Annotated in this window: 16 protein-coding genes; 6 read left to right on the top strand and 10 right to left on the bottom strand. The window is 67.0% G+C overall.

Features of this window, described 5'->3' with window-relative positions:
* The first annotated feature begins 42 nt into the window (after window positions 1-42).
* The 3 genes from ACM9HJ_RS02905 to ACM9HJ_RS02895 are packed head-to-tail and all read left to right on the top strand — an operon-like array spanning window position 43 to window position 4,452.
* Window positions 43-1,611, top strand: coding sequence for a glycerol-3-phosphate dehydrogenase/oxidase (locus ACM9HJ_RS02905; protein WP_416570175.1), 1,569 nt, complete (start codon window positions 43-45; stop codon window positions 1,609-1,611).
* Window positions 1,612-1,613: 2 nt separating this feature from the next.
* Window positions 1,614-3,014: an FAD-binding oxidoreductase gene (locus ACM9HJ_RS02900; protein ID WP_416570174.1), complete on the top strand. Its 1,401-nt coding sequence runs from the start codon at window positions 1,614-1,616 to the stop codon at window positions 3,012-3,014.
* A complete protein-coding gene (locus ACM9HJ_RS02895) occupies window positions 3,007-4,452 on the top strand; it encodes an FGGY family carbohydrate kinase (protein WP_416570173.1) in 1,446 nt (481 codons plus the stop codon). The genes ACM9HJ_RS02900 and ACM9HJ_RS02895 overlap by 8 nt, the downstream gene beginning before the upstream one ends.
* A gap of 7 nt (window positions 4,453-4,459) precedes the next feature.
* On the opposite strand, the gene ACM9HJ_RS02890 is transcribed toward ACM9HJ_RS02895, so the two are convergent.
* Together ACM9HJ_RS02890 and ACM9HJ_RS02885 are read right to left on the bottom strand one after the other, a co-directional pair.
* Complete coding sequence (locus ACM9HJ_RS02890; RefSeq protein WP_416570172.1) at window positions 4,460-5,683, bottom strand: MFS transporter; 1,224 nt, start codon at window positions 5,681-5,683, stop codon at window positions 4,460-4,462.
* A gap of 116 nt (window positions 5,684-5,799) precedes the next feature.
* Complete coding sequence (locus ACM9HJ_RS02885; RefSeq protein WP_416570171.1) at window positions 5,800-7,818, bottom strand: alpha-glucosidase; 2,019 nt, start codon at window positions 7,816-7,818, stop codon at window positions 5,800-5,802.
* Between the two features lie 163 nt (window positions 7,819-7,981).
* Here ACM9HJ_RS02885 and ACM9HJ_RS02880 point away from each other — a divergent pair, with 163 nt between their 5' ends.
* Window positions 7,982-9,610: a long-chain fatty acid--CoA ligase gene (locus tag ACM9HJ_RS02880; protein ID WP_416570170.1), complete on the top strand. Its 1,629-nt coding sequence runs from the start codon at window positions 7,982-7,984 to the stop codon at window positions 9,608-9,610.
* A gap of 283 nt (window positions 9,611-9,893) precedes the next feature.
* Here the strand turns inward: ACM9HJ_RS02880 and ACM9HJ_RS02875 are convergent, their stop codons facing one another.
* The gene (locus ACM9HJ_RS02875; protein WP_416570169.1) at window positions 9,894-12,209 is read right to left on the bottom strand and encodes a TonB-dependent receptor; all 2,316 of its coding nucleotides are present in this window, start codon (window positions 12,207-12,209) and stop codon (window positions 9,894-9,896) included.
* A gap of 177 nt (window positions 12,210-12,386) precedes the next feature.
* On the opposite strand from ACM9HJ_RS02875, the gene ACM9HJ_RS02870 reads away from it, so the two are divergent.
* Both ACM9HJ_RS02870 and ACM9HJ_RS02865 read left to right on the top strand, forming a co-directional pair.
* The gene (locus ACM9HJ_RS02870) at window positions 12,387-13,838 is read left to right on the top strand and encodes an NAD-dependent succinate-semialdehyde dehydrogenase (protein ID WP_416570168.1); all 1,452 of its coding nucleotides are present in this window, start codon (window positions 12,387-12,389) and stop codon (window positions 13,836-13,838) included.
* Between the two features lie 203 nt (window positions 13,839-14,041).
* Window positions 14,042-14,758, top strand: a complete 717-nt coding sequence (locus ACM9HJ_RS02865; protein WP_416570167.1) for a GntR family transcriptional regulator — start codon at window positions 14,042-14,044, stop codon at window positions 14,756-14,758.
* Between the two features lie 4 nt (window positions 14,759-14,762).
* On the opposite strand, the gene ACM9HJ_RS02860 is transcribed toward ACM9HJ_RS02865, so the two are convergent.
* The 7 genes from ACM9HJ_RS02860 to ACM9HJ_RS02830 form a co-directional block, all read right to left on the bottom strand.
* Complete coding sequence (locus tag ACM9HJ_RS02860; protein WP_416570166.1) at window positions 14,763-16,328, bottom strand: glycerol-3-phosphate dehydrogenase/oxidase; 1,566 nt, start codon at window positions 16,326-16,328, stop codon at window positions 14,763-14,765.
* On the bottom strand, window positions 16,325-17,827 hold the full coding sequence (gene glpK / locus ACM9HJ_RS02855; protein WP_416570165.1) for a glycerol kinase GlpK: 1,503 nt from the start codon (window positions 17,825-17,827) through the stop codon (window positions 16,325-16,327). Before glpK ends, ACM9HJ_RS02860 begins: the two co-directional genes overlap by 4 nt.
* 121 nt (window positions 17,828-17,948) lie before the next feature.
* Window positions 17,949-19,280, bottom strand: a complete 1,332-nt coding sequence (locus ACM9HJ_RS02850; protein ID WP_416570164.1) for a spinster family MFS transporter — start codon at window positions 19,278-19,280, stop codon at window positions 17,949-17,951.
* Window positions 19,281-19,325: 45 nt separating this feature from the next.
* Window positions 19,326-20,345, bottom strand: a complete 1,020-nt coding sequence (locus tag ACM9HJ_RS02845) for a YeiH family protein (protein ID WP_416570163.1) — start codon at window positions 20,343-20,345, stop codon at window positions 19,326-19,328.
* The gene (locus tag ACM9HJ_RS02840; RefSeq protein WP_416570162.1) at window positions 20,342-21,268 is read right to left on the bottom strand and encodes a hydroxyacid dehydrogenase; all 927 of its coding nucleotides are present in this window, start codon (window positions 21,266-21,268) and stop codon (window positions 20,342-20,344) included. Before ACM9HJ_RS02840 ends, ACM9HJ_RS02845 begins: the two co-directional genes overlap by 4 nt.
* A 113-nt stretch (window positions 21,269-21,381) precedes the next feature.
* Complete coding sequence (locus tag ACM9HJ_RS02835) at window positions 21,382-22,383, bottom strand: Ldh family oxidoreductase (protein ID WP_416570161.1); 1,002 nt, start codon at window positions 22,381-22,383, stop codon at window positions 21,382-21,384.
* The gene (locus ACM9HJ_RS02830) at window positions 22,380-23,555 is read right to left on the bottom strand and encodes a UxaA family hydrolase (protein WP_416570160.1); all 1,176 of its coding nucleotides are present in this window, start codon (window positions 23,553-23,555) and stop codon (window positions 22,380-22,382) included. The genes ACM9HJ_RS02835 and ACM9HJ_RS02830 overlap by 4 nt, the downstream gene beginning before the upstream one ends.
* Between the last annotated feature and the right edge of the window lies 1 nt (window position 23,556).

The following is a 23,556-nucleotide window of genomic DNA, read 5'->3' as shown; positions in this document are numbered from 1 at the left end:
TACCGTCTGAGGAAGACAAGAAGACAAAGGCGGGAGGAACGGATGGGTATGGGGGCCAGCCTGAATGCGGGGGAGCGTGCCGCCAGCTTCGCCCGGCTGGAAGCTGAAACCTTTGATCTGGCGATCATCGGCGGCGGCATCACCGGCGCCGGTATCGCCCGCGATGCGGCGCTCCGCGGCCTGTCCGTGGCGCTGGTCGAGGCGGCGGATTACGCGTCGGGCACCAGCAGCCGGTCATCGAAGATGATCCATGGCGGCCTGCGCTATCTGGCCCAGGGCGATGTGGCCCTGGTGCGGGAGAGCGCGTCGGAGCGTCAGGTGCTGCGCCGCATCGCCCCGCATCTGGCCCGGCTGACCCCGTTCGTCATCCCCACCACGTCACTGGCCACGCAGGCCAAGCTGCGCGCCGCCCTGTGGAGCTTCGAGAAGCTGGGCGGGGTGCCGGCGGCGGAACAGCATGAGGTCTGGGGCCTGGACGAGCTGGCACGGCGGGAACCGCATCTGCGCCGTGACCGGTTGAACGGCGCTGTGGCCTATCCGGAATTCCTGACCGACGACGCCCGCCTGACCCTGGCCAATATCCGGTCCGCCGCCGCCGCCGGTGCCGTGGTGCTGAACCATGCGCGGGTGGAGCAGTTGCTGGAGGAGGGCGGGCGGGCCGTGGGCCTGGTCGCCCGGTCCAGCCTACTGGGGGAGGACAGGGCGGCGCGGGTGCGGGCCAAGGTTATCGTGAATGCCGCCGGCCCCTGGGTGGATGGGATCCGGGCGCTGGCGGCGGGAGATGGCGGGCGACGGCTCGCCATCTCCAAAGGCATCCATCTGGTGCTGCCGCGTGCGTTGCTACCGGTTTCATCGACCCTGATCCTGCGGGCACCGGACAAGCGCAACATCTTCGCGGTACCGCGCGGTGGTTTCACCTATCTGGGCACGACCGACCATTTCCATCCCACCGTCGATTACTGGCCGGAGATCGGCGCCGCCGACATCGATTACCTGCTGCGCGCGACGGAGGCGGCCATGGATGTGGCGCCCATCCGCGACCAGGACATCGTGGCCCTGTGGGCCGGCATCCGCCCCCTGATCGGGGAGGCGGGCAAGAAGGCAACTGAGGTTTCCCGCAAGGACGAGATGTGGGTCGGCCCCAGCGGCGTCATCGCCATCGCCGGCGGCAAACTGTCGGCCTATCGCGCCATGGCGGCGCGCATTGTCGATGATGTGGCGGTCCGGTTGGAACGGCGCCTGCAACCTTGCCTGACCGCCGACCTGCCTTTGCCGGGGGGGGAGCGGGTGCTGGACGGCGACGACCGCCTGGACCGGCTTTATGGCACGGAGGCGATGCTGGTGCGGGCCGGGGGCGACGACGTGGCAGCAGAGGCGCGCCATGGGGTCCTGCATGAGGGGGCGGCGACGCTGGAGGATTACTGGGTCCGGCGCAGTGCGCGGGCCTGGTTCGACAAAGAGGCGGGGCGTGCCGCCTTGGCCCCGGCGGCCGATGCCATGGGCCGGCTGCTGGGCTGGGACGAACGCCGCCGGGCCGCCGAGATCCATCATTGCCTGCAACTGGACCGGAACAGCCGGCGGGCCCTATTGCCCGACGCGGGAGGAAAATAACCATGAACATCACCAACCTGCTGGCCGAACGCATCGGCCGCGACAAGGTGCTGGGCGACGCCGAAGCCGTGCGCGCCCGGCGTTTCGACCAATGGTGCGTGAAGCATCTGCGCGACTGGCGCGGGGAACAGGTGCCGGTGCCGGGCGTCGTCGTGCGGCCGGAAAGCGTGGCGGATGTGCGCCAGGTGGTACTGCTGGCCAACGAATATCGCGTGCCGCTGATCCCGTTCGGCCTGGGCAGCGGGGTGTGCGGCGGGGTGGAACCGACGCCGGATGCCATCCTGCTGGACATGGGCGGCATGGCGTCGGTGCGCTTCATCGACGAGACCAACCTGCTGGCCGGTTTCGATGCCGGGATGAACGGGTTGCTGGCGGAGGAGACGGTGGCGGCCCATGGGTTGACCATCGGGCACTGGCCGCAATCGATCGGCATCAGCAGCGTCGGCGGCTGGGTCTCCACCCGCGCCTCGGGCCAGTTCTCCACCGCCTATGGCAATATCGAGGATATGATCTACGCGGTGGAGGCGGTGATGCCCAATGGCGACATCGTCACCCTGGGCAAGGCGCCGCGCGCGGCGGCCGGGCCGGACCTGCGCCATATCCTGATGGGGGCGGAAGGCACGATGGGCGTGATCACCGGCGTCACCCTGTCGCTGCGCCGGGCGGCCCCCTTCCGCCAATGCTCCGTGTTCTTCGCCCAGGATATGGAGGCGGGGTTCGAGGCGCAGCGCCGCATCGCGCAGGCCGATTGGAAGCCTCCGGTGATGCGCCAGTATGATGGGCGCGAGGTGCGCCGCCTGTTCAAGGATTTCCAGCGCGACGGCAAAGCCATGCTGCTGATGGTGCATGAGGGGCCGCGCGAGCGGGTGGAGGCGGAATTGCCCGCCGTGGCCGCCATCGCGATGGCCGCCGGGCTGGAGCCGGGGGATGCGGAGGCGGCGGAGATGTGGCTGCGCCGGCGCAACCATGTGCCGACCTGGAAGGACATGTTCGAACGCGGCTATGTCGCCGACACGGCCGAAATTTCCGGCAGCTGGACGCAGATCGGGGCGATCTATAACGACGTCATCGCCGGGCTGAACGGGGTGGAAGGTGTGGTCAACGCCTCTGCCCACAGTTCCCATGTCTACCGGTCCGGGATTAACCTGTATTTCTCCTTCGCCGCGACGTTCGAGGATACTTCCCGTATGGAACCCGCCTATTTCGAATGCTGGCACCGCATCCTGGAGGCCACGGCCCGCCATGGCGGCGGTGTCGCCCATCATCATGGCGCCGGCCGGCTGCGCAAGCCGTATCTGGCGCATGACCTGGGGGCATCGGGTGTCGATCTGCTGCGCCGGCTGAAGGCGGCGATGGACCCCAATGGCGTGATGAACCCCGGAAACCTGATCCCCGATGCCTGAACTGCTGCTGGCCCTCGATTGCGGCACCACCGGTGCCCGCGCCCTGCTGGCCGATCCGGCCGGCACGGTGCTGGCCGGGGCCAAGCAGGCGATTCCGTCCGCGTTTCCGGCGCCGGGACGGGTGGAGCAGGATGGGGAGCAGGTCTGGGCCATCTGCCGGTCGGTGATCGCCCGCGCGCTGGAACAGGCCGGCCGGCACATGCGCGATGTGGCCGGCATCGGGGTGACGACGCAGCGATCCAGCACGGTGATGTGGGATCGGGCCACGGGCCGGCCCGTGGCGCCCGTGCTGGTGTGGAGCGATCTGCGCGGCATGGACCGGTACAAGCAGCTGCGCGCCGCCGGCTTCACACTGTGGCCACAGGTGCCGGCCGCGAAGCTGGAGGCCGCACTGGATCTGGTGCCCGACGGACGGGCTCGCATGGGGCAGGGGGAGCTGTGCTGGGGCACGCTGGACAGTTACCTCATCCACCGGCTGACCGGCGGTGGAGCGCATGTCACCGATATCGGGTCGGCCTGGCTGTCGGGTTATATCGGTTATCCCGACCATGCGGGGTGGAACCCGGCGCTGATCGCGCATCAGGGGCTGGATGCGGGTCTGTTCCCCGACATCACCGACAGTTGGGGGCCGATTGGCACCAGTGATCCGGCCCTGTTCGACGTGTCCGTGCCGGTGGCGGCGGTGATGGCCGACCAGCAGGCGGGGATGCTGGCCCATGGCGACCTGTCGTCCGGTGCATGGAAGGCGACATATGGCACGTCGGGGGTGGTCATGGCATCGACCGGCGACACCCCCATCAGCCCGCACCGCACCGTGCCGATCCAGGCCATGACAAGGCTGGATGGGGCGGTGTCCTGGTGCGTGGAGGGCATGGTCATCACCTGCGGCGCCTTCCTGACCTGGCTGTGCCAGGAGATGGGTATGTTCGCCAATGCGGCCGTCCTGTCGGCCGCTGCTGCATCGGTGTCCGACACGCGCGGCGTGGTGGTGCGGCCATCGCTGCAGGGGCTGGGGGCGCCGCATGGGCGCTTCCATGAACGCGCGCTGATCTCCGGGCTGGATGCGGGGGCCGGTCGCGCCCATGTCGCCCGTGCGGCGCTGCAGGGCATCGCGTTGCGCTTTCGCGAGATCGCCCATACCGTAGCGGCCACGCCGGGGCTGACGGTGCCCGGTCACCTTCCCGTCGATGGCGGGGTCAGTGCCAGCGACCCGCTGCTGCAATTGCAGGCGGATGCGCTGGGCATGCCCGTGCGCCGGCATAAGGTGAAGGAGGCGACGGCCTATGGGGCCGCCATCGCCGCCGGGCTGGGCGTGGGGTTGCTAGGCCCTGGCGATCTGCCCCGCTTCGCCCAGTATGACGCGGAGTTTTTGCCGCAGGTGGGAACGGACGAGGCCGAGGCGGCGTATCAGGCCTGGGCCAGGGTGGCCCTGGCCTGACCCCGCATCACGCCGCGTCCGCCGGCTTCAGCACCGGTTGCAGCAGATGCAGCCACCCCAGCGCCAGCAGATATGACACCGACACCAGCGCGAACATCGGGGCGTAGGACCCGCCGGCCGCCAGCACCCAGCCGGCTGCCTGCAGGATGGCCATGCCCGCCAGGTTGCCGCACAGCGCCCCGATCGACACCACCGTGGCCACCCGGCCCTGGGGCACGATGTCGGTGGCGATGGCGAACAGGTTGACGGAGAAGCCCTGGTGGGCGGCCAGGGTCAGGCCCAGCAGCGCCACGGCCAGCCAGTAATTCTCCACCAGCAGCACCAGCGGCACCGGCAGCACCAGCAGCGCGCAGATCAGGAGGGTCAGCTTGCGCGCCTTGTTCAGGCTCATGCCCGCCGCCAGCATGCGGCCCGACACATAGCCACCGGTCAGCGACCCGAAGGCGGCGATGGCATAGATGGTGGCCAGCGGCACGCCGAAGCTGCGCATGTCCAGCCCGAAGACCCGGGTGAACAGGTCCGGCATCCACATCAGCAGGAACCACCAGACCTGATCGGAAAACACCTTGGCGCCGGCGAACGCCCAGGTGCGGCGGTCGCGCAGCACCGTGCGCCACGGCACCTGCGCCCCGCCGGTCACCGCGGCCGGTGTCGGCGGCGTCTGGAAATAGGGCAGGCGGGTCAGCGCCCACCACGCCACCACCCAGACCAGCCCCAGCCCGCCCATGATGTAGAAGGCCGACCGCCAACCATAGGAGAGCGCGATCACCGGCACGATCAGCGGCGCGATGATGGCGCCGATATTGCCGGCGGCATTCATGAAGCCCAGTGCCAGCGACCGTTCGCGCGCCTGGAACCAGAGGGAGATGGTCTTGATGGCGGCGGGCGTGCCCAAGGCCTCCGTCGCCCCCAGGGCGATGCGCACCGCCTTGAACTCGCCCAGCGTGGTGGCCATGCCATGGACGATGGCCGCCAGGCTCCAGGATCCCACGGCGGCCGGGTTGCCGACGCGCCAGCCCAGCCGGTCGATGGTCCAGCCCGCGAAGACGAAGGCCACGGCCGCCGCGCCCTGGAACAGGGCGACCAGCATGCCGTAATCGGCATCGGACCAGCCCAATTGCTGTTCCAGCATGGGTTTCAGCACGGCGATGATCTGCCGGTCGGTATAGTTCAGGATGCCGGCCAGCATGACCAGCGCCAGCAGCATTGTACGGTGAAGGCCGAAACGCATGGGGGCGTCCTTTTGGGGAAGAAACGTAGGTCAGGTCGAGCCGAAGGCGAGCCCTGACAAGCGACGGTGCCAGTGGTGTCAGGGCTCGCCTTCGGCTCGACCTGACCTACGGCGCCTCACGTTACCCTGGCGATTCCCGCGAACAGCCCCGCCCAATCACTCCCCGCGCGGTAGAACAGTGGCGGCTTGCCCAGCGGCGCGTCCACCGTCACCTCACGCCCGCCGGCATGCGTGGCCCCCGTCCACACCTCCACCCAATCCGCCCCCTTGGGCAGATAGGTGGTCCAGCGGTCAACCCCCGGCTGGATCACCGGTGCCACCAGCAGGTCGGCACCGTAGAGATAGCTTTCCTGCAGCGCGTAGGTCGCCCGATCGTCCGGGAAATGCAGGAATAGCGGCCGCTGCACGGGCAGGCCCGTGGCCACCGCCTCCGCCGACAGGGCCCGCAGATAGGGTGCCATATGCACATAGATCCGGGTCATCAGCGCGAAATGCGCCAGGACCTGCGCATCCTCATCGATCTGCACATTCTCGCGCGGGCGGTTGCCCTCATGGCTGCGCATGAAGGGGGTGAAGGCGGCCATTTCCGACCAGCGCATCACCAGTTCCGGCGTGCGCACATTGCCGAACAGGCTGGTGTATCCGCCGATGTCGCTATGGTGATAGGCATTGCCCAGCAGGCCCGACGACAGGGCCGCCGTGATCACCGTGCCGATACCGTCATGGCGGCTGAAATCCACCGACTGGTCGCCGGCCCACAGCAGGGGGCAATGGCGCTGCACACCGCTATAGCCGGCGCGCATGAAGAACACGGCCTCCCCCGTCTTGCCCCGGCTGGCCAGCGCCTTGGCATTCACCTCCGCCCACAGCACGGGCCAGGCATTATGGGCCAGCATGCCGTCGGTGCCGTCGAACAGGCGCACATCGGTGGGCAGATATTCGCCGAAATCCGCCATCCAGCCCGACAGGCCGAAATCCAGCATGTTCTGCCCGATCACCCGTTCGGCGAACCAGTCGGCGGCGGCCGGGTTGGTGAAATCCACCACGCCGCAATCGAACTCCCCGAAATCGACCGTATAGGTTTCCTCACTATCCAGCTTCTTCGCCAGATAACCAGCGGCTTCCGCTTCGGGGTACAGGCTGCCATCAACGCAGAGATAGGGGTTCACATAGCCTAAGAACCGGATGCCGCGTTCATGCAGCTCCTTCATCCGCACATCCAGGCCGGGATAGCGGGTTTCGTTCCATTTCCAGTCCCAGAACAGCCGGTTGCCGAAACTGGTGATGCGCAAGCCCACCCAATCCTCGCACCACAGGCCGGACAGGGCCGCCCCGGCATCGGCATATTTCTCCAGCCGCTCGAAGCTCTTGGCACCGTCCTTCAGGCCGATGACGGCCCCTTTCAGCACCCAGTCGGGCAGCGCCGGCTGCCGGCCGAACCGGTCGGCGAGCGCGGTGACCAGATCGGTGAAGCTGTCCCGCGCCCACAGCTCGATCACCGCCGGGGCGGCCCAGATTTCCAGCTCGTGCCAATCGGGTTTGCGGAAATCGAAGGCGCTGTAGGCCGTCGTGTCGATATGCAGGGCATAGCGGCGCGACGACAGGTATGTCGGCTGGGGATAGTTGGTCTTGTAATAATCGCCGCCGGCCTTGCCCTTCTGGTCGGCCTGGAAGGTCAGCAGGGTGGACTTGTCGCGCCCCACGCCCGGTTCCGAGGTCCAAAGCGGGAAGCGCCGGCCGCGCATGTCGAAATAGGAAAGCTGTTCGCCTCCGCCCCACAGATGCTCCCCATCCTCGGCCACCACACGCAACCACAGGCGGTTGAGGGATGGGTCGACGGCATCGATGCGGATGCTTGCATCCTGCACCCCGCCCGACAGGGTCAGCATGACCAGCGGCGGCAGGGACGGGGCGATCGACAGGGCAATGCGGATGGCATCGTCGTGCGTGACCGCGGCGTGACGCAGGCCCACACGCTCGATGACATTATCCTCGATATCGAAATGGCCATGATACATCTCCACACGCGGATCGCCCAGGCCGACATAGAGGCAGGGTGCGTCAGGCCGGTGGCGCAGAAGCGGCCGACCTGCCAGGATCAGGTCGAAGCCGCCCGCCGTTTCGATCAATTGCATCTTGTTCCCTTCCCTCAACATCCCATGCGCGGCGGGCAAGGCCCGACGGTGGGCTTCCTGTTTCTTGAAACTCTTATATCTAATATAAGACTTAACACAGCGCCCTGTCCAGCCATCGGGTTGGGAATAAGGAAATGAGGGCGCACTGAAAAGGGAGATGTGGATGCTCGGGCTGATGCAGGACTGGCCGCTGACCGTGAACCGTATCATCGACCATGCCGCGCGCTGGGACGGGGCGCGGCCGGTCGTGACGCGGCGGGTGGAGGCATCGGCGGATGGCGCCCTGGCGGTCACCAATTATGCGAGATTGCGCGATCGGGCGCGGCGCCTGACGACGGCCCTGCGCGGGCTGGGCATCGGTCTGGGCGATCGGGTGGCGACGCTGGCCTGGAACAGTGACCGGCATGTGGAGGCCTGGTTCGCCATCATGGGCATGGGGGCCGTCTGCCACACGCTGAACCCGCGCCTGTTCAAGGACCAGATCCGCTTCATCATCAACCATGCCGGTGACCGGGTGATCCTGGCCGATCCGGTCTTCGCCTCCCTGGTGGCGGAATTGCTGCCCGATTGCCCGACGGTCACGCATGTCGTGCTGCTGTGCGGGGAGGGGGACGTGGACCGTTCCCGGCTGCCCCAGGCCATCGCATATGAGGACTGGATCGCGGCGCACAGCGATGATGGCCGACCCTGGGGCGATTTCGATGAGCGCCAGGCCGCCGCCCTTTGCTACACCTCGGGCACGACGGGCAATCCCAAGGGCGTGCTCTATTCCCATCGTTCCACCATGATCCATATGTGGATGAGTTTGCAGCCCGACGTCATGGGCCTGTCGGTGCGCGACGTTGCGCTGCCCATCGTGCCCATGTACCACGCCAATGCCTGGGGCATCCCGCTGTCCGCGGCGGCCGTGGGGTGCAAGCTGGTGCTGCCGGGGGCGCGGCTGGACCCCGCCTCGCTGCTGGACCTGATCCATGGGCAGGGGGTGACGTTCGCCGCCGCCGTGCCCACCATCTGGCAGGCCCTGATCCAGCATCTGGAACGCCATGGCGGGGATTTCGGGCCGCTGCAGCGGGTGCTCATCGGCGGGGCGGCCTGTCCCGAGGCGGTTTTGCGCCGGCTGCATGATTACGGGGTGGAGGCACGCCATGCCTGGGGCATGACCGAAACCTCGCCCATCGGCACGCATTTCAAGCTGGTGCCGGAACTGGCGGGCACGGATTTTGACGCCCAGATGCAATACCGCATCCGTCAGGGCCGCCCGCCGCTGGGCATCGATCTGGCCCTGCGCGGCCAGGACGGGGACTATCTGCCCCATGACGGGACGCAGATGGGCCGCCTGCTGGTGCGCGGGCCGGTGGTGGCTGGCGGGTATTTGCAGGGTGATGGCGGGCAGGTGCTGGATGGTGACGGCTGGTTCGACACGGGCGACATCGCCGATATCGACCAGTACGGCTATATGCGCATCGCCGACCGGGCCAAGGATGTGATCAAGTCCGGCGGGGAATGGATCAGCTCGCTGGAGATCGAGAATATCGCCTCCAGCCACCCCAAGGCCGCCCTGTGCGCCGCCATCGCCATACCCGACCCGAAATGGGACGAACGGCCCTTGCTGGTGGTACAGCTGAAACCGGAGACGCAGGCGACGGCGGCGGAAATCCTGGCGCATTTCCAGGGCCGCCTGTCGAAATGGCAGATCCCGGACGATGTGATGTTCGTAGATGCCATGCCGTTGGGCGCCACGGGGAAGATCGACAAGAAGGTGCTCAGGGGGATGGTGGGTACGTCGCGTTAACACCTGCACTTTTCCCTACCCCTCGCGAAAGCGAGGCCGCTGCGAGACCTTTGGGCACCACCGTTGCCACCCTTTCCACCGTCACCCCGGCGAAGGCCGGGGCCCAAGTGACAAGCGCTTTGCTCTACGACTTGGGCCCCGGCCTTCGCCGGGGTGACGGTAGATATTGCTGAACCCCCACAGCACAGACCGTCGCGGGAAAACACGCTATCCCCCAACAAAAAATCCCCCGGCGCACGTGGCGCCGGGGGGTGGAAAAGGCTGGTAGTTGGGAAGTCCCAAGTCAGAAACCGACCCGGACGGAGGCGCCGAAATACCGTTCGGCGTCACGCGGGGTGATCTGGCGCATGAAGGCGGTGCCATTGGGAATGCGCAGGATCACGTACTGTTTGTCCGTAATGTTCTTGGCGATCAGCGAGACGCGATACTTGTCGTCATCCGACTGCCAGGCCAGCACCGCGTCCCAGGTGGCATAGCCGTCCTGGACCGCGTTGGGGTTCTGGTTGATGTCGAACCCCTGCTTGGAGGTGAACTGGACACTGTTGCTCAGGTTCAGGTCGCCATTGGGCAGGTCCACCGGCAGGCGCCAGTCGGCCGTGACCGACCCTTTCCATTTGGCGGAGAAAGGCAGGCGCTTGCCATTGATGGCGTCGGCGCAGGTCGGCGTCGTCGTCGGGCACTTGAATTTGTCGATGCGGGCCTTGGTGTAGGACAGGCCGCCATTGAATTCCAGGTCGCGGGTGGCGGCCCAGGTGAAATCGGCCTCCAGACCGCGGGTGGACACCGAACCGGCATTGGTCAGGCGCGTCACCACCTGGCCGGCCACCAGTTCCAGATTGTTGGCCTGGTACCCGTCATAGACGGTCTTGAAGGCGGCGAGGTTCAGCATCAATCCTGCTTCGGGGAAGCGGGTCTTCAGGCCGGCCTCATAGGCGTTGGACGTTTCTTCGGAGATGGGCAGCGTGTCGGTGGCGATCATGTTGAAGAACACGTTCAGCGCCGGGCCCTTGTAGCCACGGGTGTAGGTGGCGTAGCCGATGATGTCGTCGGCGAAATCGTACTGGATGCCAGCATTGCCGGAGATGCCGTCCTGTTTGGTCGATCCGCTGGCCGCGAAATAGGGGCGGACACCGGCGAAGGCGGCGGCGGAGGTGGAGCGGCGTTCGAAATCGAACGACACCTTGTCCTCCGTATAGCGCCCACCCAGGATGGCGCGGAAATCGTCGGTGAAGTTCACCGTCGCCTGACCGAACGCGGCATAGTTCTTCAGCTTGGTGGTGAAATCGGCATTGCCCTGTTGGGTGACATAGGTCGATGCCCCCTCGCGGCAGGGCAGCAGCCCGTTCACCGCCGCCAGCGTGGTGGCGGTACAGGCGGTGACCGTGCGGTTGAAGAAGTCCACCTCCTTGGTAGTGTAATAGTAGAGCCCGGCCACGTAATCGATGAAGTTCAGGCCGCTGGAGGCGATGCGCAGTTCCTGGGTGAACTGGTCGAAGGACAGGTCGCCGCGGTCATGGGAGCGGGCATCGCTGGCCGCCACACCGGTGGCGACATAGGCCGGTGCATCGGAGCGGAAATCGCCGTCACGCTGCTGGTAATTGTACCAGTGGCGATAGGCGGTGATCGACGTGATGGACGCATCGCCCAGGTCGATATCGGCCTGCAAGGAGACGCCGGTATTCTTGTCCCGCGTCTTGGGGTCCAGGTCGTTGTCGATATCCTTGTTCTTCGCACCCGGCGTCAGCGGGGCCAGCGACGGCTTGAAGATCTGGTCGTTGAAGGCGCCGGCGAAGACGGTGCCGATGCTGTCGGCATAGCCATTGTCATTGCCCTTGGCATAGTCGGCGATGGCCGTGAAGCTGACATTCTCCGTCGCTTCCAGCTCCAGCTTCATGCGCGCGCCATAGCGCTCGTAGCCGTTGACGTCATGGCCGTTGAACACGTTCTTGCCGTTGCCATCGAAATGGCTGAAGAAGCCGGTGATCAGGCCCGACAGCTTGTCCGACAGCGGGCCGGAAACCCCGGCCTTCAGCCGGTATTCGTTGCCCTCGTAATACGAGCCCTCGACAAAGCCCTTGGGCGTGGCGCCGGGGGACCGGGTGGTGATGTTGACCACGCCGGCGGACGCGTTCTTGCCGAAGATCGATCCCTGCGGACCGCGCAGTACTTCCACGCGTTCCAGGTCCAGGAAATCGGCCGTCTGCTGGCCGGCGCGGGCATAGACCACGCCGTCGATGACGGTGGACACCGACGGTTCCACGCCCGAGGCAAACGAGATGGTGCCGACGCCACGGATGGAGATGGCGCTGTCCTTGTTGGTGTTGCCCTTGCGGAAGGTGATGGTGGGCACACGCTGGAACAGCTGCTCAGCCGAATTCACATTGGCCTGTTCCAGCTGATCGCCCGTCACCACGCTGATGGCCACCGGTACATCCTGCAGGTTCTGCACGCGCTTCTGCGCGGTGACGATGATTTCCTCCAGCAGGATTTCCTGGGCCATCGCCGTGCCGGACAGGCTCACCAGGGCCAGCGCCGTGCCGGCCAAGCCTGCCAGGGCCGTGCCGGCCATCGGGCGTGTCAGATGCTTTGCACGCTGCATGTCATTTCCCTCCCTGTTCAATTGTCGGCTCCCCTTGTTGGCGGGGTTGCATCATTCCTACCGCATGGTCTTGGGTAAGACAAGAGTTGTATCTTATATAAGAGTTGGAATAGATATTCGTCCAGTCCGATTTTGGGCGCCTGGGCGCCCGTTCAACGGTCCGAAGGAAACCCCGACATGACGATTTCCCACCCGCTGCTGCGCCAGCAATGCCTTATCGACGGCCAATGGCAGGATGCCATGGATGGGGCCGACATCGCTGTTTCCAATCCCTCAACAGGTGATGTGCTGGGGTCAATACCACGCGGTGGCCGGGCAGAGACGAAGGCCGCCATCGCCGCCGCCCACCGGGCCTTCCAGGATTGGCGTACATGGACGGCATCAGACCGTGCCAACCTGATGATGAAGCTGCATGACGCCATCCTGGCCAACAAGGCGGAACTGGGCCGGCTCTTGACCCTGGAGATGGGCAAGCCGCTGGCCGAAGCGGTGGGGGAGGTGACCCTGGGTGCGGCCTATATCCGCTGGTTCGCGGAAGAGGCGCGGCGGGTCTATGGCGATGTCATCCCGTCACCCTGGAAGAACCGCCGCCTGTTGGCGGTACGGGAGCCGGTGGGGGTGGTGGGTGCGATCACCCCCTGGAACTTCCCCAACAGCATGATCGCCCGCAAGCTGGGGGCGGCCTTGGCCGCCGGCTGCACCATGGTGGTGAAGCCGGCCAGCCAGACCCCCTATTCGGCCCTGGCCGTGGGTGTGCTGGCCGAACAGGTGGGGTTTCCGCCCGGTGTTTTGAACATCGTCACCGGCTCCGCGTCGGAGATCGCGGCGGAGATGTGTGAGAATCCGTTGCTGCGCAAGATCACCTTCACCGGGTCCACCCGGGTGGGCAAGGCGCTGGCATCAAAGGCCATGGCCAATATGAAGCGCGTGTCCATGGAACTGGGCGGCAACGCGCCCTTCATCGTGTTCGATGATGCCGATCTGGAGGCGGCGGTGGCTGGGGCCATGCTGGCCAAGTTCCGCAATACCGGCCAGACCTGTGTCTGCGCCAACCGCATCCTGGTGCAATCGGGCATCCATGATGCGTTCGTGGAACGGATGGCAGCGGCGGTGAACGCCATGAAAGTGGGCGATGGCCTGGCCGACGGCGTGGTCCAGGGCCCGCTGATCGACATGGGTGGGGTGGCGAAGATCGAGGAACATATCGCCGACGCCGTCGCCAAGGGTGGGCGCATCATGGCCGGCGGCGCACGCCATGCGCTGGGTGGCAGCTTCTTCCAGCCGACCCTGATCGCCGGGGCGACGCCCGACATGCTGGTGGCCAGGGACGAAACCTTCGCCCCCCTGGCGCCCGTCTTCCGGTTCGAGACGGAGGCCGACGCCCTGCGCATGGCCAACGACACCGAATATGGCCTGGCCTCCTATGTCTACACGCGCGACCTGGGGCGGGCGTTCCGGATGATGGAGGGGCTGGATTACGGCCTGGTCGGCATCAATGAAGGGCTGATCACCACGGAAGTGGCACCCTTTGGCGGACACAAGGAATCAGGCGTGGGCGTGGAAGGTTCCCGCCACGGCATCGACGACTACACGACGCTGAAATACGCTTGCATCGGCGGGTTGGGATAAAGGAACCGTAGGTCAGGTCGAACCGGAGGCGAGCCCTGACACTTCGCTGGCACTGTCGCCTGTCAGGGCTCGCCTCCGGTTCGACCTGACCTACGGAACATGTTCATTGAACGACCGTTCAGGGCAAAATCCTTGATGATTTCGCTTGGAACTGTTTTATCTTATATAAGTCTTGGCCACTCTCCGCAGGATGCCTTCCCCGCATGGACGTTCCAGGTTACCGCCCCCTCTACCGGCAGGTCTACGACATCATCGTCGCCAAGGTGGCCGAAGGCGTGTGGCGGCCGGGGGAGGCCATTCCCAGCGAACATGCACTGGCACGTGAGCTGGGCGTCAGCCAGGGCACGATGCGCAAGGTGCTGGACGCGCTGACGGCGGAGAAGCTGCTGGTCCGCCACCAGGGCAAGGGCACCTTCATCGCCGAGAATACCCAGGAACGCTCACTGTTCCGTTTCTTCCGCATGGTGCGGGCAGGGGGCGAGCGGGTGACGCCCGGCATGGGCGAACAGAGCGTGAAGGTCCGCGCCGCCCGCATCGCCGATCAGCAGAAGCTGGACCTAGCCAAGGGCAGCAGGGTGGTGGAGATCAGCCGCGTGCGTCTGGTCGATGGCAAGCCCACGGTGCGGGAAACCATCATCCTGCCTTCAGCCCTGTTCCCGAAGATCGAGGAACGGATGCCACTGCCCAATACGCTCTATTCGCTGTACCAGACGGATTTCGGCATCAACATCGTCTCCACGAACGAAGAATTGCGGGCGGAGATCGCCACTGCGGACGACCAGCGCCTGCTGGCCGCCCCGGCCGGTGCGCCCATCCTGTGCATCGACCGGGTGGCCCTGTCGCTTCAGGACCGCAAGGTCGAATGGCGCATCAGCCGCGTCCATGCCCGCGACCTGTGCTATGCGGTGACGTTGAGCTGAGCCGTCAAAGGACGGACGCCGCCGCCAGCGCCCGGAACTCCGCCACCTGCGCCGCTACCCAGGCCTCATCACGCCCCAGTTCCGCCGCCAGGATAGCCGCCACGGCCGGTGCGGCCTCCGCCGCCGCACGGGCGTCCAGCAGCAGGGACCGGGTGCGCCGGGACAGCACATCCTCCACCGTGCGCGCCATCAGGTGGCGGACAGCGTAGGCGGCCTCGCCCAGGAAATAAGGCAGGTTGGGATGCATCGGTGCGTCCCAGCCGGGCTTTTCGGCCAGCACCGCCCGCACCAGGGGGGCGTCGGCGCCATAGGCGGACAAGGGATCGGCGGGGCCGCCCCGTTCCTTCCAGCCATGCAGGTGCAGGCCAGCCGTGGGGCAGGGAACGGGGGCCAGGCCGCCGGCGCGGGCGGCGGCATCCACCGTCTGTTCCGCCATCTCGCGATATGTGGTCCATTTGCCGCCGGTGATGGTGACCAGACCGCTGTCGGCCACCATCAGCACATGGTCGCGCGGCACGGCCGAGGTGCCGGATGCCCCCTTCACCCTGACCAGCGGCCGGATGCCGGTGAACACCGACAGCACATCGAACCTGGCCGGCGGGCGCTTCAGATAGTGGGCGGCATGGGACAGCAGGAATTCGATCTCGCTTTCCAGCGCGTGCGGTTCCAGGCTGGCCGTTTGGATGGGTGTGTCGGTGGTGCCCACCACGGTACGGCCCAGCCAGGGCAACACGAACAGCACCCGCCCGTCCGCCGTCTTGGGGATCAGGATGGCGTCGTCACCAGACAGGAACGATGCGTCCAGCACCAGATGCACGCCCTGGCTCAGTGACAGGCCCGTATCCAGGTCGGGCCGGTCCATGCGCCGGATCTCATCCATGAAGATGCCGGCGGCATTGACCACCGCCTTGGCCTTGATCCGGTAATCCGTGCCCGTCTCCATGTCGCGCGCCGTCACTCCGGCGACCTTGTCGCCCTGCTTCAGCAGGCCGGTGACACGGACATAGTTCAGCAGGGTGGCGCCATGGTCTGCGGCGCTGGCGGCGATAGTGGCGGCCAGACGGCTATCATCGAACTGCCCGTCGTAATAAAGGATGCCGCCGCGCAGATTCTCGTCCCGGACCGTGGGCAGCCGCTTCAACACCTCCGCGCGCGACAGCAGACGCGACCGGCCCAGCCCCAGCTTCCCGGCCAGCAGGTCATAGGCGAACAGGCCGATGCCGTAGAACGCCAAGTCCCACCAGCGATAGCAGGGCACGACGAAGCCCTGGCGCCGCGTCACCTGCGGCGCGTTGGCCAGCAGCCGCCCACGCTCATGCAGGGCGTGGCGGACCAGGTGGATATTGCCCTGGGCCAGATAGCGCACGCCGCCATGCACCAGTTTGGTGGCGCGAGAGGACGTGCCCTTGGCGAAATCATGGCCCTCCAGCAGCAGGGTGCGGTACCCGCGCGCGGCGGCATCCAGGGCCGTGCCCAGGCCCGTGGCCCCGCCGCCGATGATGACGATGTCCCATTCGGAACCTTCATCCAGCCGGGCCAAGCCGCCCGCGCGATCCAGTCCCGTGCTCATGCCGCCCATCCGCGTGACTTCTCCAGCGCCTTGGTCCATCGATCGTAAAGCCTATCACGCTCCGCCTGCTTCATTCCCGGTTCGTACCGGCGGGCCAGCTTCCAGGTGGCGCGGATTTCCTCGCGGTCCTTCCAGACGCTGGTGGCCAGCCCCGCCAGATAGGCGGCACCCAGTGCCGTCGTCTCCGCGATGCGCGGCACCTCCACCGGCACGCCCAGCAGGTCGGCCTGGAACTGCATCAGGAAGCCATTGCCCACGGCCCCGCCATCGGCGCGCAGCTCGGTGAGCGCGATGCCCGTCTGCGCCTCGATGGCGCGGACCACGTCGCGGGTCTGGTAGGCCATGGCCTCCAGTGCGGCCCGCGCCAGATGCGCCCGGCCGGTGCCGCGCGTCAGGCCGGTAAGCAGGCCGCGCGCATAAGGATCCCAGTGCGGGGCGCCCAGGCCGGTCAGGGCCGGGACGAAATAGACCCCGTCATTGTCGGGGATGGAGCGGGCCAACGCTTCGGTCTCCGATGCTGCCCCGATCAGGCCCAGCCCGTCGCGCAGCCATTGCACGGCGGCACCGGTGACGAAGATCGCCCCCTCCAGCGCATATTCCAGCGGCTGGTCGCCGATGCGCCAGGCGACGGTGGACAGCAGTGGGCCGGGATCGCGCAAGGTGCTGGCGCCGGTATGCATCAGCAGGAAGGACCCGGTGCCATAGGTGTTCTTGGCCAGGCCGGGTCCGTGGCAGGCCTGGCCGAACAAAGCCGCCTGCTGGTCACCGGCCACGCCGGCGATGGGAATGCCGGCCACGCCCAGGAACCCGCCTTCGGTGGTGTGGCCCAGGATGGCGGAAGAGGATCGGACTTCCGGCAAGCCCCTGGCCGGCATATCCATCAGGGCCAGCAATTCCTCATCCCAGGCGCTGGCATGGATATCGAACAGCTGGGTGCGGGCGGCATTCGACGGGTCGGTGACATGGGTGGCCCCACCCGTCAGGTTCCAGATCAGCCAAGTGTCGATGGTGCCGAACAGGATGTCACCCTTTTCCGCCCCCGCCCGCAGACCGGGCACGTTTTCCAGCAGCCAGCGCAGCTTTGTGCCGGAGAAATATGGATCGATGACAAGGCCGGTCTTGGCCCGGATCATCTCCGTCACCTCGGTACGCGACCGCAGCTCGTCACAGAAGGGGGCGGTGCGGCGGTCCTGCCAGACGATGGCGCGGTGGGCGGGCTCGCCGGTATGCCGGTTCCAGGCCAGCACCGTCTCGCGCTGGTTGGTGATGCCGATGGCTTTCAGGTCGCGCGGCGCGATGCCGGCGGCTTTGATCGCACGCGACGCGGTGTCCAGGGTGATCCGCCAGATCTCCGCCGCGTCATGTTCCACCCATCCGGCCTGCGGGTAATGCTGGGTGAACTCGGCATAGGCGCGGCCGACAATGTGGGTTTCGCGGTCGAAGATGATGACCGTCGTTCCGGTCGTGCCTTGGTCGATGGCCAGGATATGGTCGGTCATGCTTGCACTCCACCCTTCGTTCCTCAAACGCCGGCGCCGCATCCGCGGCTTGGCTTCACGCCGCACGTGCGGCGCGGCGGCAGCCGCCGCCGGAGTGGCTTCCGGTTTCCCGGAAACCACTCTAACTCACCGTTTCTTCCCGCAGCGTCTTGCGCGCCATCCAGAATAGGGTGGAAGCCAGGAAGCCGAACAGGGTGAAGATCACCAGCGACCAGCGCACCCCCTCCGCCCGGCCCAATCCAAACGGCCCGCTCAGCAGGTCCGACACCGCCCCGACCCCCAGCGGGCCCAGGCCCAACCCCACCAGATTGATGATCAGCAGCAGCACGGCGGTGGCCGTGGCGCGGGTCTGCGGTCGCACCAGCCCCTGCACAGCGGCATAGCCCGGCCCGTACCACAGCGTGTTCAGCACGGGCGGGAAGGCCAGCATGGCCAGCGCCAGGGTCGTGTCCTCCACCGTCAGCCCGACCATGTAGAAGGGGATACCAAGCGCCGTGGACACGGCCGGGATGGACATGTAGGCGCGCAAATCCTTGGCCCCATGCTTGTCGGCCAGGAACCCGCCCAGCCAGGTGCCCACCGCCCCGGTCAGGCCCAGGATCAGGCCCAGGGCCACGCCCAGGAACCCGGCCACGCCCAGCCCGAAGGCCTCCGCCATCTCCGCCAGCGGGGCGGCATGATTGCGGAAGAAGAAGGGACCCAGGAAGGACGCGGCACCATAGCCGATGAAGGCCTTGATGGCCGCCCCGAACGCGATCAGCCAGAAGGCACGCTTGCCCCGCAATTCCACCAGCGCCTCGCGCAGGCCGGGGGCGGCGGCCCGCCTTGCGGCAAGGTCGGCGGCCAGCATCTGCCGGCGCGGTTCACGCAGGGTCAGGGCCGCGACCACGGCCATCAGCACGCCGGGCGCGCCCGCCACCAGGAAGGCCATGCGCCAGCCCCAGGCATCGCCGATCAATCCCCCCAGCACCATGCCGAACAGGCCGCCCAACGGCGTGCCCAGGGAATAGAAGGCCAGCGCCGATGCCCGCTTCTCCCGCGGGGTGTAATCGCTGATCAGGGAATGGGCGGGCGGGGTGCAGCCGGCCTCCCCCACGCCGACACCGACACGGCACAGGACCAGTTGCGCGAAATTCTGCGCCATGCCGCACAGCATGGTGAAGCCGCTCCAGGTGCCCACGGCGGCGGCGATGATCAGCGGCCGGTTGCCGCTTTCGGCTACCCGCGCGATGGGAATGCCCAGCACCGTATAGAACAAGGCGAAGGCCAACCCGGTCATCACGCCCAGCTGCCAGTCGGCCAGATGCAACTCGTTGCGGATCGGCTCCGCCAGGATGGCGACGATCTGCCGGTCCAGGAAGTTCAGGATATAGATGACCAGCAGCACCCACAGCGCGTAGCGGCGATAGCCGTCGGTGACGGGCGGTGGTGCCGGCCCTTGGGTCTGCTGCATGGTCCTGCCTCCCAGCTTTATTATTTTCCACTTTTGCGGGGGGCGTTACCCCACCAGCTCGATCCAGCCCAGCACGAACAGCGCGATGAAGGCGGTTTCCGCCACCACCAGGATGATGGCCGTGCGCCCCACTTCCATGATGTCCTTGGCCGAGGTCTTCATGCCCAATGCTGCCACGGAGATCAGCAGCAGCCAGCGCGAAACCTCCGTCAGCAGTCCGCTCACCGCGCCGGGCACCCAGCCCATGCCGTTCAGGAAGGCCAGCACGACGAAGCCGATCAAAAAGCCGGGCAGGGGCGTCACCTTCGCCTCCCCATCCCCGGCCTTGCGCCCACGCGCCGCCAGCAGGGTGATGGCCACGACCACGGGCAGCAGCATGGCCACCCGCATCAGCTTCACCACCGTCGCCGTGTCGCCGGTCTGCGGCGACTGGCTGTAGCCGGCACCCACCACCTGGGCCACGTCATGGATCGACCCGCCGAAGAACCGTCCTGCCGCCACCGGGTCCAGCCCCAGCCAGCCGCCCACGGCCGGATAGGCCAGCATGGCCATGGTCGACAGGCTGGTGATGCAGGCGATGACCACGACGGTATCGCGTTCGCTATCCTTGCGCGGCCAGGCGGCGGCGATGGCCATGGCGGCCGACGCGCCGCAGATGCCGACCGCGCCGCCCGACAGCACCCCGAACCGCCCGCCCACACCTGTCAGCTTCGACAGGATCCAGCCAAAACCGATGGTCAGGGGCACGGCACAGACCACCATGGCCGCCGTGGACCAGCCCAGTTCCCCCACCTGCGCAAAGGTGATGCGCAGGCCCAGCAGCGCCACGGAGATACGCAGCAGGGTGCGGGCCGACAGGATGATGCCGGGCGCATAGCGCGGCTCCCCCGGCAGCGTGTTCAGCGCCATGCCCAGCAGCAGGGCGAAGACCATGGAGGGGGCATTGTAATGGTCGGACAGGTAGGTGGCCGCCAGCGCCACGACGATGGTGGCGATCAGGCCGGGCACCAGGGCGTGGGCCTGCTGCATCCTGTCCTGCATCGATGGCGCGGCGGCGTCACTCATGCGCCCAGTTCCTCCAGCACCGCGCGGGCCGTCACCTCGCTGACCCGCGCATTGCTCTCATCGGTCACGCCGGCGATATGCGGGGTCAGGATCAGGTTGGGCACGCCCTGGAACATGGCACCCGAGGAAGCCGTCACCGGTTCGGTGGCGAACACGTCCAGCGCGGCACCGCCCAGGCGGCCCTCCACCAGGGCGGCGCACAAGGCCTCCTCATCCACCACGCCGCCGCGTGCGGCGTTGATCAGGATGGCGTCCTTTCTCATGCGGGCGATGGCGGCTTCGTTGATGATGTTGGTGGTCGACGGGGTCAGGGGCACATGCAGGCTGACCACATCGGCACTTTCCAGCAACGCGTCCAGCGACTGCCGCTCCACCTGCACCCAGGCAGGGTGGCGTTCGGGCAGGTGCGGGTCGTAGGCGGCGATGGAGAAGCCGAGCGCGCGGGCCTTCTGCGCCGTCAGCCGGGCGATGGCGCCATAGCCGATCAGGCCCAGCCGCTTGCCGGCACCCTCCCGCCCCATCAGGTCGGTGCGCGGCCATTCGCCGGCCGCCACGCGGGCCGACGCGAACCAGGATTTGCGCAGCAGCATCAGGGCGGCGGTGATCACATATTCCGCCACGGCCAGGTCGTTGGCACCGGTGGCCGGGCGAACCTTGACGTTGCGGGCGGCGCAAGCCGCCGTGTCGATATTGTCCAGCCCGACGCCCAGGCGGCCCACGACCTTCAGGTTGGGCGCCTTGTCCAACAGCGCCTGACGTACCTGGGTGCGGTTGCGCACGATGATGGCGCGGGCGTCGGTGAGTGCGGCGGCCAGCCGATCGGGCTGATCCACCAGCTTGGGATCGTACAGGACGTCGCGGCCGGCCAGGACCTGGGCGATCGCGTCCTCGTCCATGAATTCGGTGATGACGATATCGGGCATGATTGCCTCTCTTGGAATTCGTAGGTCAGGTCGAGGGCGAAGCCCGAGCCCTGACAGAAAAGGCTTCAAGCGATGCTGTCAGGGCTCGCCTGCGGCTCGACCTGACCTACGGCTCACGCCAGTGCCATTATTTCCGCATGCAGCGCCGCCGGAATGGTCACCCCGTTTGCCGCCGCCTTGGCCCGCAGTGCCAGCCGCCGGTCGCCCGGCAGGCGGGCGGGGGCCTGACCCTCGACGGTCAGCAGCATCTGCGCCATGTGCCCGACATAACCCCCGCTGCCGAAACGGCCGGGGTCCAGCACGATCAGCAACTGGCCCAGATCGGGCGGGCCGCCGTCACCATCGAAGAAGCCGCTGGCGTTCCAGCCGAAATTGCCGCCGACCAGGGCGGCGCAGATGACCTCGATCATCAGCGCCAGCGCCGCCCCCTTGGCCCCGCCGATGGGCAGCAGTGATCCGCCGAGTGCGGCCTTGGCATCCGTTGTCGGGTTGCCGTCGGCGTCCAGGGCCCAGCCTTCGGGGATGGGCTTGCCGGCCTTGCTGGCGGCCATGATCTTGCCGCGGGCCGCCACCGACAAAGCCATGTCGATGACCAGCGGCGCCCGACCAGGCATTGGGGCGGCAAAGGCGATGGGGTTGGTGCCCATCAGCGACCGCCGCCCGCCGGGCAGGGCCATGGCGGCCGGGGTGTTGGCGAAGGCCAGACCGACCAGCCCATGCTCCGCCAGCCGTTCGACATGCCGCCCCGCCTGACCGAAATGGTGGGAGCGGTGGATGGCGGCGGCGGCGATGCCGGTCTTGGCCGCCAGCCCCACCAGCCCCTCGATCGCCAGATCGACCGCCGGATAGGCGAAGCCGTGCCCGGCATCGATGCGCAGCCCGGCTTCGCCGGCCGTCGACACCGTGGGTACCGCCGTGCCATCCACCTTTCCCACCCGCGCATGCAGCGCGTAGGAGGGGACGCGGGACAGGCCGTGACCGGCCTGTCCATCCACCTCCGCCGCCACCAGGGCGGTGGCGGTGGCCCGCGCGTTGGCGGGGGCGACACCGGCCTTGACCAGTGCCGCCTCCGCCAGCCCCAACGCTTCTTCCAGCGACAGGGTGACCGTGCTCATGCCGACCGGTACAGCTTGGTCATGACGAACTCCTTGTGGCCCAGCGCCTCGGCCGCCGTCAGGCGACCGTTGGACGTGCGGGCGATCATGTCGATCAGCACGTCGCCCGCCTGGTCGATGGTCATATCACGGCGCACGATGCCGGACACGTCCACGTCCACATGCTCGCTCATCAACCGCACGGTGCGCGGGTTGCCGGTGATCTTGATGACCGGCATGATCGGGTTGCCGATGACATTGCCCTGGCCGGTGGGGAAGCAATGGACGACATAGCCGGCGGCGGCCTGCAACGTGCAGCATTCGGCGGCGGCGGATGAGGTATCCATGAAATACAGGCCCGGGCCCTTGGCGGGTGCCTCGGCCGGTTCCAGCACGTCGATATAGCTGGTCTTCTTGCCGATCTTCTCCAGGTTGCCCAGGGCCTTTTCCTCGATCGTCGTCAGGCCGCCGGCGATATTGCCCTTGGTCGGCTGGCTGTCGGACAGGTCGGAGGTCTTGTGCGCCTCGATCACGTCATCCTGATAGGATTGCCAGGTCTTCATGAACTTGGCGGCCACGTCGGGGTTGGCGGCGCGGGCGGCGGCCAGATGCTCGGCTCCGGTCAGTTCCGACGTCTCGCCGAAGCAGCCATAGAGGCCCAGTTCCACCATCTTGTCATACATGTTGCCAACGGTGGGGCAGGAGGCCAGACCCGTGGTCGTGTCGCTCTCCCCGCACTTGGCGGCGACCCACACTTCCGACAGCGGGCATTCGGTGCGCACCAGTTCAGAGGCCCATTGCGAGAATTCCTTGGCCTTGCGCGATGCGGCGGCGACGGTGGCGATGTCGCCATTGCCCTCGATCCAGAAACCGGCGACAGGCTTGCCGGTGGCGGCGATGCCATCCACCACCTTCTGCGTCCAGCCTTCCTCGATTCCGATCACGACGCAAGCGGCCACGTTCGGGTTGGCGCCGGTGCCGATGATGGTGCGGAAATGCAGGTCCAGGTCGGCGCCGAACTGCAACCGGCCATAGGAATGGGGCAGGGCGATGGTGCCCTGGATATGGGCGGCCACGGCCTCGCACGCTGCGTTTGAGATGTCGTCCAGCGGCAGGATGGCGACATGGTTGCGCACGCCCACCCGGCCGTTTTCGCGGCGGTAACCCCAGATCTTCTTATCAGCGTAATTCATG

It is taken from the genome of Niveispirillum sp. KHB5.9 (assembly GCF_048066115.1).
Lineage (GTDB): Bacteria > Pseudomonadota > Alphaproteobacteria > Azospirillales > Azospirillaceae > Niveispirillum.
The sequence above is the reverse complement of the archived record's forward strand: the minus strand, read 5'-3'. Positions and strand labels throughout refer to the sequence as shown.